This window comes from Arthrobacter pascens (assembly GCF_030815585.1).
GTDB lineage: Bacteria > Actinomycetota > Actinomycetes > Actinomycetales > Micrococcaceae > Arthrobacter > Arthrobacter pascens_A.
The window spans coordinates 2,314,322-2,327,459 of sequence record NZ_JAUSWY010000001.1; the positions used below are offsets into that span (position 1 = coordinate 2,314,322).

Annotated in this window: 14 protein-coding genes; 1 reads left to right on the top strand and 13 read right to left on the bottom strand. The window is 63.7% G+C overall.

Features of this window, described 5'->3' with window-relative positions:
- Positions 1-76: 76 nt before the first annotated feature.
- The 13 genes from QFZ30_RS10730 to QFZ30_RS10790 all read right to left on the bottom strand — a co-directional run bounded on the left by QFZ30_RS10730 (position 77) and on the right by QFZ30_RS10790 (position 11,955).
- Positions 77-1,081 carry a sugar phosphate isomerase/epimerase family protein gene (locus tag QFZ30_RS10730; RefSeq protein WP_307076026.1) on the bottom strand — a complete coding sequence of 335 codons (1,005 nt, stop codon included), beginning with the start codon at positions 1,079-1,081 and terminating at the stop codon, positions 77-79.
- Between the two features lie 13 nt (positions 1,082-1,094).
- On the bottom strand, positions 1,095-2,279 hold the full coding sequence (locus QFZ30_RS10735; RefSeq protein WP_307076028.1) for a Gfo/Idh/MocA family protein: 1,185 nt from the start codon (positions 2,277-2,279) through the stop codon (positions 1,095-1,097).
- Positions 2,276-2,674, bottom strand: a complete 399-nt coding sequence (locus QFZ30_RS10740) for a C-glycoside deglycosidase beta subunit domain-containing protein (RefSeq protein WP_307076031.1) — start codon at positions 2,672-2,674, stop codon at positions 2,276-2,278. The genes QFZ30_RS10735 and QFZ30_RS10740 overlap by 4 nt, the downstream gene beginning before the upstream one ends.
- 8 nt (positions 2,675-2,682) lie before the next feature.
- Positions 2,683-3,453 (bottom strand): nuclear transport factor 2 family protein, encoded by a 771-nt coding sequence (locus QFZ30_RS10745; protein ID WP_307076032.1) that lies wholly within the window; start codon positions 3,451-3,453, stop codon positions 2,683-2,685.
- A gap of 11 nt (positions 3,454-3,464) precedes the next feature.
- The gene (locus tag QFZ30_RS10750) at positions 3,465-4,490 is read right to left on the bottom strand and encodes a sugar phosphate isomerase/epimerase family protein (protein WP_307076034.1); all 1,026 of its coding nucleotides are present in this window, start codon (positions 4,488-4,490) and stop codon (positions 3,465-3,467) included.
- Positions 4,491-4,508: 18 nt separating this feature from the next.
- Positions 4,509-5,612 (bottom strand): sugar phosphate isomerase/epimerase family protein, encoded by a 1,104-nt coding sequence (locus QFZ30_RS10755; protein ID WP_307076036.1) that lies wholly within the window; start codon positions 5,610-5,612, stop codon positions 4,509-4,511.
- Entirely contained in the window at positions 5,609-6,004 is a 396-nt protein-coding gene (locus tag QFZ30_RS10760) for a C-glycoside deglycosidase beta subunit domain-containing protein (RefSeq protein ID WP_307076038.1), read from the bottom strand. The genes QFZ30_RS10755 and QFZ30_RS10760 overlap by 4 nt, the downstream gene beginning before the upstream one ends.
- A gap of 70 nt (positions 6,005-6,074) precedes the next feature.
- A complete protein-coding gene (locus QFZ30_RS10765; RefSeq protein ID WP_307076040.1) occupies positions 6,075-7,634 on the bottom strand; it encodes a GMC oxidoreductase in 1,560 nt (519 codons plus the stop codon).
- Complete coding sequence (locus tag QFZ30_RS10770; protein WP_307076042.1) at positions 7,631-8,404, bottom strand: TIM barrel protein; 774 nt, start codon at positions 8,402-8,404, stop codon at positions 7,631-7,633. Before QFZ30_RS10770 ends, QFZ30_RS10765 begins: the two co-directional genes overlap by 4 nt.
- A gap of 27 nt (positions 8,405-8,431) precedes the next feature.
- The gene (locus QFZ30_RS10775; RefSeq protein WP_307076044.1) at positions 8,432-8,806 is read right to left on the bottom strand and encodes a nuclear transport factor 2 family protein; all 375 of its coding nucleotides are present in this window, start codon (positions 8,804-8,806) and stop codon (positions 8,432-8,434) included.
- 3 nt (positions 8,807-8,809) lie between these two features.
- Complete coding sequence (locus tag QFZ30_RS10780) at positions 8,810-9,646, bottom strand: carbohydrate ABC transporter permease (RefSeq protein ID WP_307076046.1); 837 nt, start codon at positions 9,644-9,646, stop codon at positions 8,810-8,812.
- Positions 9,647-9,649: 3 nt separating this feature from the next.
- A complete protein-coding gene (locus QFZ30_RS10785) occupies positions 9,650-10,609 on the bottom strand; it encodes a carbohydrate ABC transporter permease (protein ID WP_307076049.1) in 960 nt (319 codons plus the stop codon).
- A 53-nt stretch (positions 10,610-10,662) separates the two neighbouring features.
- A complete protein-coding gene (locus QFZ30_RS10790) occupies positions 10,663-11,955 on the bottom strand; it encodes an ABC transporter substrate-binding protein (protein ID WP_307076051.1) in 1,293 nt (430 codons plus the stop codon).
- 232 nt (positions 11,956-12,187) lie between these two features.
- Between QFZ30_RS10790 and QFZ30_RS10795 the strand changes: the two genes are divergently transcribed.
- Positions 12,188-13,132, top strand: a complete 945-nt coding sequence (locus tag QFZ30_RS10795) for a LysR family transcriptional regulator (RefSeq protein WP_307076053.1) — start codon at positions 12,188-12,190, stop codon at positions 13,130-13,132.
- Positions 13,133-13,138: the final 6 nt, after the last annotated feature.

Here is a 13,138-nt window from a genome sequence, read left to right on the forward strand (position 1 = left end):
TGCACTGTGGAACCGCTGGCAAAGCAAAGCGGCCGGCCCCGAGTTACCGGGGCCGGCAGCTTTTCTTTGTGGTTTCCTACTTCGTGCTGAATGCCGCGTCGAATGCGGCGGCGGAGGGCTCATAGCTGGACAGCCTGCGGACGAATCCGAGTGCCTCGGGCGCCCCGGCCAGCCGGTCCATGCCAGCGTCCTCCCACTCCACGGAGAGCGGGCCGCTGTAGTCGATGGAATTCAGCATCCGGAACGCATCCTCCCACGGCACGTCACCGTGCCCGGTGGAGATGAAGTCCCACCCGCGGCGCGGATCAGCCCAGGCCAGGTGCGAGGACAACCGGCCGTTGCGGCCGTTGGACAGGCGCTTCTTCGTATCCTTGCAGTGCACATGGTAGATCCGGTCCTTGAAATCCCAGAGGAATCCCACGGGGTCGATGTCCTGCCACACCATATGGCTCGGATCCCAGTTCAGCCCAAAGGCCTCGCGGTGCCCGATCGCCTCGAGTGCGCGCTGCGTGGTCCAGTAGTCGTAGGCGATCTCGGACGGGTGCACCTCGTGCGCGAACCGGACCCCGACCTCGTCAAAGACGTCAAGGATGGGATTCCACCTGTCCGCAAAATCCTGGTAACCGGCGTCGACCATCTTTTCAGAGGCAGGCGGGAACATTGCCACGTATTTCCAGATGGACGAGCCCGTAAAGCCGGTCACCGTCTTCACGCCCAGCTTCGCGGCGAGCCGCGCGGTGTTCTTCATTTCCTCGGCGGCACGGCGGCGCACCCCTTCCGGATCCCCGTCGCCCCACACGATGTTCGGCAGGATGCCGCGGTGCCGTTCGTCGATCGGGTCGTCGCAGACCGCCTGGCCCTTGAGGTGGTTGGCGATGGTCCACACCTTGAGGCCGTGGCGTTCAAGGATGTCCAGTTTTCCCTGCACATAGGCCGTGTCGTCCCAGCGCCAGGGATCCAGGTGGTCACCCCAGCAGGCGATTTCCAGCCCGTCATAGCCCCACTCGCCGGCGAGCCGGGCCACCTCCTCGAACGGCAGGTCAGCCCACTGGCCGGTGAACAGCGTTATTGGTCGTGCCATGTTCTTCCCCTCCTTAGCGGGCCTGAACGGCAGCGTCTGCTCCGACGCTGGTCCAGGCAGAGTCATTATCGGAGCTGCGCTCGACGGCGTCGAGCACACGCTGCACCCTGAGCCCCTCAGCGAAGGTCGAATGCGGTTCAGTGCCGCCCACGATACCCTCCACGAGGTCCTTGACCTGGTGGGAGAACCCATGCTCGTAGCCGAGCATGTGGCCGGCGGGCCACCACGCCGAAACGTAGGGGTGTTCCGCTTCAGTGACCAGGATCTTCCGGAACCCCTGGCGGTCCGCGGGTGCAGTGCGGTCGTAGAACTGGACGCTGTTGAGGTCCTCAAGGTCGAACGCCAGGGCACCCTTGTCGCCCGAGACCTCAATCTGCAGCGCATTCTTGCGTCCGGTAGCAAAGCGCGAAGCCTCAAACGACGCCAGGGCGCCCGATTCGAAGCGGCCCGTGAAGATGGCGATATCGTCCACGGTGACCTGGCCCTTGCCTACGCCGGCAGTGCCGGAAAGACCGGAACCAGAATCCAGAAGGGGGCGTTCCTTCACGATGGTGTCGATGACGCCGGACACCTTCGCCAGGTTCAGCCCGGTCACGAACTGGGCGAGGTCGATGGCGTGGGCGCCAATGTCCCCCAGCGCGCCGGACCCGGCGTGTTCCTTTTGCAGGCGCCAGGCCAGCGGCATGTCCGGATCGACGAGCCAGTCCTGCCGGTACGAGGCGCGCACCTGGTTGATGGTCCCCACGGCGCCCTCGGCGATGAGGTTGCGGAGGAAGGTGACGGCCGGAACCCGGCGGTAGGTGAAACCCACCATCGTCCGGATTCCCTTTGCTGCTGCCCGCTCGGCCGCTTCGGCCATGGCTTCAGCCTCGGCGACCGTGTTGGCCAGCGGTTTTTCACACAGAACGTGCTTCCCCGCTTCAAGTGCCGCGATCGCGATCTCGGCGTGGGAGTCACCCGGGGTGACGATGTCGACGACGTCGATATCGTCACGGGCGATCACCTCGCGCCAGTCTGTGGCTGACTCGGCCCAGCCCCACTTCTGGGCGGCTTCGGCCACGGCTTCGGCGTTCCGGCCGACAACGACCGTCATTTCGGGCTCCGCCGGCAGATCGAACACCCGCGGGGCCGTGCGCCATCCCTGGGAGTGGGCAGCACCCATAAAGCCGTATCCGATCATTGCCACGCGCAGGGTCATGCGAGCACTACCTTGCGCTCAACTGCCACCCGGTTGCCGACGTAGCGCATGGGCGCGATCTGCATGTACAGCAGGCGGAGGGTGAGGACAACTTCGACGTCGATCTCCTCGCCCTCGTCCGGGACGCGGTCCAGCGGGATGATCACATCGGGCCGGTCCGCGACGAACCACAGCGTTTCCCATTGCTCGGGAAGCTCGGCAATGGAGTAGGACTTGCCCTGCAGCTCGAAGCGAAGGGATTCCTTGGGGATCTCCACCCCGTTGACTGTTGCGGCGACGTCGTCAACGGCGGACAGCCAAAGACTGCGGTACCAGGGCAGTTGCACCGTCACGGCAATGCCCTCTGGGTGCCTGCGGACGTCGGTGTCCTTGAACAGGGAGTTGTGAGTTGCCATGGCTTTCCTTACTTGAACGTGTCGACGAAGGTGTCGTGGGGAACAGGAGGGGCGGGATCCAGCGTCTGCCGTGTTGACGGGCTGTAGGGGTGGTACTCCGTGGGCACGGGTTCATCGGCGGGCGGCATAAAGACCGGCTTGCCGTCGTCGCCGAAGTACATGAGGTCCAGGGCAAAGGCGTGCTGGTTCTTTTCCGCAAAGCTGATCCAGTTTTCCTCGAACGGCGCCCGGAGGAGCTCGTAGCACCGGAATTTCCAGATCTTCCACTCACCGTCCTGCCGTAGGAAGTCCACCGCATACTTGCACCAGACCCAGTGGGCCCAGACTTTCTTGCCCTGTACTTCGCCGGGTGAGTACATGTAGTCGGGACTTTCCTTGGCCACTTCCGGGTCCGTGAGTCCGGACTCGTTGCCCGTGATGATCCAGACGCCCTTGGCGGTCTTGCCATCGGCGGCCACCTCGATCACCGGCGTCGTGGTGTAGTGCAGGATCAGCTTTCCCACAGGGGACGGACGCCCCTGGTGGTAGCGGACGACACTGTCGTAATCCGTATACTGCCCGGCGTTGGTGTACCTCGCACGGACGCCAGGCGTGCCCGGCTTCACCCACAGCGGGATGATCTGTTCGTCCTCGAAGGCGTTGTGCAGATACATGTAGCGGTTGAACAGATTCTCGATGTCACCCCTGTCGTTGGCCCGGCGGGCCAGGCGGAGTGCCTCGCCGAGTTCACGGCGCAGCTCCTCAACCTCAGTGGTGAGCTCGGTATTGGTGGCAGTCATGAGCGTTCTCCTTAGGCTGGAACGACGGATTCCTCGACGGCGCGGCGCATCAGGGTGTGCTGCTTCTTGACCAGGTCGATCGGATCGGACTCGCCAAGGTCAGCGAACGCGTGCCCCTCCCACTCGCTGGACAGGAAGCCCTTGTAGCCGCCCTCGACGAATTGCCGCACGATGCGCGGAATGTCCATCGCGGGCTCGTTGCCGTGCTCGTCGATGTCGTAGAACTTGGCGTGCACGTGGAAGATCTGCGGCATGATGTCCAGCCATTCCTCCGGCGGAACCAGGCCGTGCATGTTGAACGCCAGCCGGGTGAACGGGCCCAGGCGTGCAGGATCAAAGTTATTGGCGTTCAGGTAGTCCTCGAACTCCTGGTTGCGTTCCTGCATTGGCAGCGGCTTGCGCCAGATTTCCTGCATCACGGCGAAGTGCTCCTCGGGCAGGCCCATCTGGGTCAGGGTGCGGAAGAGCGTGGGCGAGAGGCTGTGCATGGTGGAACTGAAGTCGGCCGTGAAACCGAGCCGGTCGCTGCCCAGTTCCGCGTACATTTCGCGGATCTGCAGGATCTTGGGATCGTTGGGGCCCTGCGGGGCGTGGATTTCGTAGCCAAGCTTCTGGTCGTACTTCTCTGCCAAGGGAAGAAGGCGCCCCAGCAGTTCCTTGCCGGCGGACCGGATGACGATCTTATTGAAGCCCAGCTTGTTGGCGGTCTTGAGCTGCCTGGCGAAGAAATCGTACTCCTCGTCGGGCGTCATGTCTCGGTCCTTACGCCGGCCCATGTCCAGGTTGGTGCCCACGGCGCTGGGGGTCAGGCCATAACGGTCCATGCTGTCCCGCCACAAGCGGACGAAGTCGTCGTCGACGTCGGGGTAGGTGCGCAGCATCTGGGCGATGTTGAACTCGACCCCGGGGCCGAGCCCTTCATCGGCGACGGCCTTGATCAGGGTCTCGGGCGTGTAGAGTCCGGCGGCGAACTCGGAGGTGAGTGAATAGAGGGTAATGCCAAGCTCGATGCCCGAGCCTGCGATGCCTTCTGACATGTCGTGTTCCTTTTCGGTTCAGCCGCGGACGGGCTGGGCGAGGTGGCTGTTGAGGATGCGGCGGGCGTCTGTTGCGTCCGTGATCATGGCGGAACCGGCGTTTGCCGCAGCTGAACGCTGGACGGCCTGCTCGCCGCGGATGATGTCGAAGGGGTCCTGCCAGTTGTTCCAGTGCCAGCCTTCGTATTCGCTGGAGATGGCGCCGTTGTAGCCGTTCTCCACCAGTTGCCGGACCAGGTCACGCACCGGCACCGATGGCTCTTCGCCGTTTTCGTCGATGCCGAAGAACTTGCCGTGCACGTGGCGCACCCATGGCATGATTTCCAGCCAGGTGTCCAGCGGTGCAGGCCCGAAGAGCCCCGTTCCGTTGATACCAAAGTCGATGCCGAGGTCCGGCCTGCCGTTGCGGGCGGCCAGGCCAATGAAGGCACCGAAGCGCTCACCATGGACCTTCTGGGTGTTGGGAGGTCCTTCGGCATAGAAGCCGTTCCACAGGTCAACCACCTGGCGGAGCAGGTCCTCGGAAGCGCCGCGCCGGCGGTAGGCCTCCAGCAGGGAGGGGGCAAAGCCAGCGACGGTGGCTCCCCAGTCGGCGGTGAAGCCAAGCAGTGGGGAATCGAGCTTCTCGTAGCGGTCGCGCAGGGCCAGCACGCGCTCGTGCGCGCCGTGCTGGTCCGCGTGGACCTCCAGTGCCAGGGTAACGCCGTACTTCTCGGCCACGGGCAGCAGGCTTTCCATGGCGTCGGGTGTCAAGGAGATCTGCACGCGTGCGATCGGGAAGCCCAGCCGGGCGGCCACCTCGATCTGCTTGCGCATGTATTCGACCAGCTCGTCGTGATTCATGAGCCGGTCGCGGTGGATTCCGGTGTCAACGTTGACTGCAAGGGAGGTGGGAACGAGGTCCACCTCGGCCACCAGGTCACGGAACCGGCCAACAAAGTTGTCGTCGATGCGGTCCGGGAAGCCCCGGAGGCTGGAGAATCCAATGACCTCGAGCCCCGGACCGAAGCCCTCCGAAGCCAGTTTGCGGATCAGGCCGTCGAGGTCGTACTGCCGGGCGTGGAAGGCCCGCGTGAAGCTGTAAAGGGTGACGCCCTGGATCGGCGTGCCGAGGCTGGTCATCGCTGTGCCACCTTCATGGTCTTGGTGTCGTGCTCTTCGATGTGCAGCACGCCGTGGTCGGTGATGATGTAGGGGATGTAGAGCTTCAGGTCCACCCGGACCTCGTGCTCGGCCTGGTCATCCTGGACGGGAAGCTGGCCGGAAAGGACAGCCGAATCCAGCGGGAACCACCACTCGCCGGTCTCGTCCACGAGTTCCTCAAAGCTGAACGTGCGGTTGTTCATGGTCCAGCGCAGCGAGTCCTCGGGGGCGGCGACGCCGTCCACCGTCAGCGCCGCTCCAGCGATGCACGAACCCGGAAGGGCGCGGTACCAGGGGATGCGGACTTCGACGGCGGTGCGGCCGTCCCGGGTGGTGAGTGTTCCTTGCTCGATAATGCGGTCGGCGATCATCGAGACCTCCTTGTCTGCGGCATGCCTTGCCTGCGATTGAACGAAGTGCTGGCATCGTACCACTTCTTCATTATTTGCTCATTCTATTGTCTGATTCAGACATAAGTAAAGCCCTGATGAGTTCTTCTGTGATTTTCCGTGCCCCGCGTACGGCAAGTGCGACTGCCGTCAGCGTGGGGTTGCACGCCGTAGGGGTGGGGATGACGCCGTTGCCGGCCACGAAGAGGCCGGGAACCTGCCAGACCTGGCTGTCGGGGGAGCAGACGCTTTCGCCGTCGTCCGTTTCGCCCATCCGCGTTGTCCCCTGGTAGTGCAGCGATGCTCCGGGCGGCATAACGAACGGACGCTCGTCGAGTGGTTCGCCTACCGCCTTGCCTAGGCGGACGATTTCCTTCTTCGCGCGCTCCAGGCCTTCCTTGTCCCGATCCGTGAGGCGGTAGTGGATGCGCATGGCGGGCATTCCGTAGGAGTCGCGGGCGTCGTCGTCGAATGCCACCCGGTCCTCGCGCTGAAGGTCCTTGGCGCAGAACAGCCCCAGCCCGACGATCGAGCCGGGCATAATGGGGTCATCGTCGGCCACGGGAACCGGTGAGGCGTCCAGCTGCATGATCTGGCCATGGAAGGGCGTCTCGTCAGTGTAGGGAACCCACGCCACCCCGCTCTGCTCGCTGAGCGCACCGTCGGCGGCTGCCGGCGCATTTGCAGGCTCTACATCGCGAAGCCTGCTCGCGAAGACCACCTGCGCCTGGTCATTGAGGTAGCGGCCCAGCGCGTCCGGCCTGATGCCGGAGGCCCACAGCAGCTGCGGCGTGCGCAGCGCGTCTCCACCCACCACAACATAACGGGCAGCCACGCGATGGGTCTCGCCGTTACGGCGGTCCTGGACTTCGATGCCGGCAGCAATGCCGTCCTCCACCAGCACACGCGTCGCCAGCGACTCATCAAAGAGTTCGAACTGCGGGTTTTCCCGGGTGACGTCACCTATCACGACGTCGGAGCCTGACCAGATGAGGCCGCCGTCCTCCCGCCGGTGTACAGCCAGCGGCATCGGCTGGACCCGGAACGCAGGGTCGCGGCCCTCGTCCGCTGCGGCCGACAGGCGCTTGATGACGAGGTCCGAGAAAGGTGCGCCGTCGAAGGCGTGCGTGGTGACACCCAGCAGGCGGCCGGCCTCGTCGAGAAGCCGTTCCAGGTCCGGCAGGAACGGAATACGCTCCTTGCCGCCCGGGCGCGGGCAGGCCGCAGTCCAGTGCGCGGCCATGCCGCCCACATTGCTGGACATGGCCGCGACGGGCATCCCGTCTTCTCCCGGAAAGGCATAGCCCTCCGGCAGCAGGTACGTGCCGGCCCGGGCTCGGCGTTCTCCGCTCTTGACGGCGCCGGGAGAGTTCACCGTTTCGACGACCGCCCCCGGGCCTTCGGAAGCGCGCTGCGCGAGGCTGCGGCGTTCAGGATCCCCGATGTTCCTGACGTGCGCCCCGGGCGGATTGCTCACGGTGGGGCCCACTTCGAACATAGAGATGGTGGCGCCGGGTGCTTCCTCGCTGAGGATCCGTGCGTACGCCGAGGCCGTGGGTCCGCTGCCAACGATGGCGACGTCGACGCGGGCGGGGTACCTGTTTGGGCTCACCGCGCCACCAGTTCCTGGATCCACTGGACAGACTTGGCCGAGTCGATGGTGGGGTAGTACTCGAGGCCGATCGGGCCGGCGTAGCCGCTGTTCTGCAGGTCTGCGAGCCGTGCGTGCCAGTCGATGGATCCCGAACCGGGTTCGCCGCGACCGGGCGCATCAGCGATCTGAACGTACTTGATGAGGTCGCCGGCGTTGGCCAGCTCGGCGGCCACGTTCTCGCCCTCGACGGAGGAGTGGTAAAGGTCGTAGAGGACGCCGAAGTTGGGCGAGTTGACGCCCTTGGCCACGTAAACGGCCTCTGACGTCCGGTCCAGGAGCGCCCCCGGGTGGTCCACTCTGATATTCACCGGCTCCAGGACAAGGGTGATGCCGGAGCCCTCGATGTGTGCGACGCCGCGGGTGAAGATCTCGATCAGTTCGTCCAGCTGGTCCTGGCGTTTGCGGCCACCGAAGCCGGTGCCGCTGCCCACCACGATCCGGGGGCAGCCGAGCTGCTGCGCTACCTCGACGCCGGCGTCGAGGCCCGTGTAGAAGGGCGCGTGGTCCTTCGGCGGGATCATGAACTGCATGCGCGGTTCCGCGAGCTGGGACGTGAGCTGGACACCGGTTTCCTCGAGTGCGTCCTTGAGGGCGGGGATGTCCTTGCCGGTGGGGCCCCACATTTCGACGGCGTCGAAGCCGGCGGCGGCTGCTGCGCGGACCCGGTCCGCAGCGCTTTCGCCTGCTTCGCCGAACAAAAGGTCAATGTTAGGTGAAAGTTGGAACATAGTGTCTCCTGGAAGTTGAAAAGGGAACTAAAACATGGGGTGGTCGTGGACGGGATGCTCCGGGACCGGCTGGAGGACGTCCCAGTGCTCAACAATCCGTCCGTCTTTGAAGCGGTAGATATCTGCGACGGCGGCGTCCGGGCGGCCGGGACCTGATGCCTTGACGTGCACCATTGCGAGGTTGCCGTCCACCAGGATGCGCTGCACGTCAAACCTGGACTCAGGCGATCGGTCGAACTTTGGCGTCAGCATCCGGATAGCCGCCTCCGGACCGTCGGGAATGGTCGGGTTGTGCTGCCTGTAGTCGTCAGCCACCAGGAAGTCGAAGGCTTCGCGCACCCGTTTTTGGGTGTAGAACATCTCCACGAAGCGCTCGAACGCTTCGCGGTTGTCAACCGTCACGGGTCAGCCCTTCAGGCCGCCGGAGAAGCCCTGAATAAAGCGCTTCTGCGCGAACAGGAACAGCGCCAGGATGGGAACCATGGACACGATCACGATCGCAAAGATCGAATTCCACTCCGAAACCAGTGAACCGATGTAGTAGTACATGGCCACCGGCAGCGTCTGGTTGGCCGAGCCGCCCAGGAAGATCAGCGAGGTGAAGAAGTCGTTCCACACGATGAGCCCGGCGAAAATGGTGACCGTTCCGGTGGCGGGAGCCATCATGGGCAGCACCACCTTCCCAAAAATCTGGGACCTGCTGGCACCGTCAATGGTGGCTGCCTCCTCGTAATCCGTGCCAAGTCCCCGGAAAAAGTTGGAGTAGAGGAAGATCGACAGCGGCAGGAGCATGCCGGTGTACAGGACGATCAGGCCCCATGCGGATCCTGTGAGACCCATGGCACGTGCGCCCATGTATAGGGGTACGGCGCCGAGCTGGCCGGGGAGGATGATGGCGATCAGGAAGAGATAGTACGCGCCCTTGCTCCAGCGGCGGGTGCTGCGGGAGATCACGTATCCAGTGATTGACCCGAGCGCGATGAGCCCGACGATACTCCCCGCCGTAATGATGATGCTGTTCACCAGGCCCAGAACAACGTTGGAGTTTCCTGTGGCTGTCAGGACGGCCACGAAGTTGCTGAAGTCCGGGTTCTTCGGGAGCGCAAGGGGCGAGGTGGTGTACATTTCGCTGTCCGGCTTCAGGGCGGTCGTCACTAGGAAGTAGAACGGGGCGAGGAAGGTCAGCGCGAGGACCCAAAGGCCAATTTCGCGGAGCAGGGTGAGTTTGGTGTAGCGGAACATTGTTTAGTCCTCCGGGTTCTGCCGTGTCAGCCGCTGCTGGATTACGGCGAAGAACAGGATGATGGCGGCGAGCACCAGGGCCAGGGCGGCGCCGCCGCCGAAGTTGCCGAGCGCAAATGCCTGTTTGTAGACCTGAGTGGCCAGGGTTTCGGTTGCGCCAGCGGGTCCTCCGTTGGTCAGGGCCATAATCGGGTCGAAGACCCGGAGCCCCTGGACGATTCCCAGCGTTGTGGCGATGGCGATGGCGGGGCGGATGGCTGGCAACGTGACGTAGCGGAAGCGCTGCCAGAGGTTCGCACCGTCGATGGCGGCCGCCTCCTCGACTTCCACCGGGACGCCGGCAAGTCCCGCCATGAAAATCACCATGGCAAAGCCGGTGGACCCCCAGACGAGGACTACGAGCACCGTCCAGATGGCCCACTGCGGGTCGGCGAGCCAGGGTTTGGCGAGGTCTCCGGCGCCTATTGAGGTGAGGAAGACGTTGATGGGCCCGTCAAAGTCAAAGATGTACTTCCAGACGTAGGCAGTGGCCAGGGGGCTGAGCACCACGGGCATAAAGAAGAGGGTGCGGAGAATGTACCGTGTCTTCAGCATCCGGTTGAGGCCGAGGGCGATAATGAGCCCGCCGACATTGCCGAGGAAGACCGAACCAAAGGCCAGGAACAGCGTGTTAGTCAGGGCGCCGAGCTTGGTGGGGTCCTTGAAGATGGCTTCGAAGTTTTGCCAGCCCACAATTTTGAACGAGCCGATGCCTGTCCAGTTGGTGAATGCGAAGAAACCGCCGATACCTGTTGCCACGTAGTGGATGGCGATGACCAGGACAATCCCGGGCAGCGCCCACCACCAATGTCCCAACTGCAGGCCGGTGCTGCGGGGACGGGGTTTTTCGCCCGCCCCCGGAGCACGTCTGCCTCGCAGGGGTGCTTTTGCTGCTTCGCTTTTCGGTTGCATCGTCGCAGTCATGGTAATCCTTGCTTGTCCCTTTGAGTTGTTGGAACTGTGGTGATCTGAAGCTGTTACTGTCCCCAGGCTGTATCCATGGCCTGGAGTACCTGATCGGCAGTTTTCTGCCCGGTGATCAGGCCCTGGACGCCGGTGGCGAGGGCGTCGTACACGGCGGAGTTGGGCCACTGGCTGTTTGGCAGCGGGCCGTACTTTCCGTCCTTGATGAGATCGCCGACGTTCTTGTAGGCGCCGGCGTTGAAGTCGTAGCTGTCGAGGCCGGTGACCGGCAGGGCGCCATCGATTTCCGCGAAGGCCTTGGTCTGCTCAGGCTGGGCCGCCCAGTCGAGGAACGCCTTGGCGGCATCCTTGTTCTTGGACGCCGCGTTGATGGAGAATGCGTAGTTGGCACTGGCGTAGACGAAACTTTCGGAGCTCGCCTCTGCCGGGAGCGCCCGCACATTGAAGTCCGAGTCTGCAGCTGCGGTCTTCAGCTGCTTCCAGCTGGGGCCGGGGATAAAGCCCGCAACCGATGTTCCGCCGGCAAGGCCCTTGGTGATGGCGTCGAACCCGGCGCCTGCAGCGCCCTTCTGGAAGCAGCCCGCATCCTTGAGTTTGGTGACAGCCTCCAGCGATGCCTTCCAGCCGTCCGAGCCGGCGAAGGTGGTCTCCTTGGCGGCCCGCTTTTCGTTCCACTTCGGGTCCTCCGCGTAGACGCGGGACGCTGCAAGGGACATCGCCATGAGGCCGGTGTTCGGAGCTGCGGAGCCGGCCAGGGCTATGAACGACTTGCCGGATGATTCCAGTTTTTTGCACTGGTCCTCGAGGGAGGCGAAGTCCGCCGGGAAATCAGACATGCCGGCTGCCTTGGCAGCTGATTCATTGGCAACCAGGCCAACCACGGTGATCTCAGGTGCCTGGCCGTAGACTTTTCCGTCAGTGCCGAAGAGTGCTTCACTGCCCTCGGGAACCAGTTCCTTGGCGGCATCGTCCAGTGGCTCCAGGAAGCCTGCCTGAATGAGCGGCAGAATGCTGCGCCCGGTGCCCGAACCGGGCGACGTCACGACGACGTCGGAGGCGTTTCCGGCCTGAAGCTGCGTCCGCAGGGTCTGGTCGTAAGAGTCGTTGGGCTGCGGGTTGAACGTGATCTTCACGTTCGGGTTCGCTTCCATGTACTTCTCACCCAAGACCTGAAAGGGGCTCTCGATGGTGTTGGAAGTGGCAAATGACAGGGAGAACTCCTGCGAGCCTCCGGAGGAGGAGTTGCTGCCGGTGGAGGCCGAGCAACCGCTAAGGATGAGGGCTGCGATCGTGGGGACGGCGAGGGCGCCGACCCTTAGGCCCGAATAGCGACTGTGCTGTGACATGTCCAGCCTTTCTGACTTCGTTGTCGAAATATCCGGGAGCCGTGACCCCGGTCACTCATCAGTATGCCGGAGATGTGCAGAAAAAGCACATAAGTATTGCCGATGCCAGACATAAGTTTCGCGGGGGTCCGCGAAAGCTTCCTACATCCGGGGTTGTGATGCACCCCACTAAATGCATTGATGCCGCTGATACACTGATCTGACAAGTTCACCGTTGAAGGAACGCCGCGCCGTGACGAATCATGTCCTGCTTTCCCGGCTCGACCTTAACCTGCTGATATCGCTGGATGCCCTCATCACTGAGCGGAGCGTAACGAGGGCGGCCGAGCGCCTCCATCTGAGCCAGCCGGCGCTGAGCGCCTCGCTTGCGCGCCTCCGGTCCCACTTCGGGGATCCCCTCCTGGCCCGCCGCGGAAACGCCTACGAGCTCACGCCATTCGCCCTGCGGCTGGCGGAACACACCACCACGGCACTGGAAGCCGCCCGCCGTGTCTTTGAGAGCCAGGCAACGTGGGAGCCCACCGAATCCGAGCGTGAGTTCTCCATCTACGGCTCTGACTACGGGTTCACCACCATTGGCCGGGTAGTTTCCGAGCTTGCGGCTGAACGCGCCCCGGGTGTCCGGTTCCGGTTTATGCTCCACAATCCGATGGTTGTGGAAGATGCAGCCAACCGCCTTCGTTCAGTGGACGGCATGGTGATCCCCCACGGCTTCCTGTCCGGACTCCCCTACCTGGACCTGTGGCGGGACGGGTGGGTCGCCGTCGTCTCTTCCTCCAACGAGGCCGTCGGCGAGAAGATCACCATGGAGAACATCGCCGAACTCCCGTGGGTCATGACGTATCAGACGCGCTCAGCGTCAACGTCCGCGGAACGCCAAATCATGCAGCTGGGCGTTGAGCCGCGGGTGGATGTGGTGGTTGAAAGTTTCCAGTCCTTGCCGCATTTTGTGGTGGGGACCAACCGGATCGCGCTCATCCAGGCAGCGCTGGTTCCGTTCGCGCTGCGTGTGGGCGGGGTGCGGATCCTGCCGCTCCCGTTCGATGCCACGCCGCTGGTTAATGCCCTGTGGTGGCATCCGGTACACAACCGCGATTCCGAGCATGAGTGGATGCGGGGCCTTTTCAAGGACGCGGCTGACATCGTCGCAGCCGCCGCGGTTCCGGAAACCCCTTAAATGCCC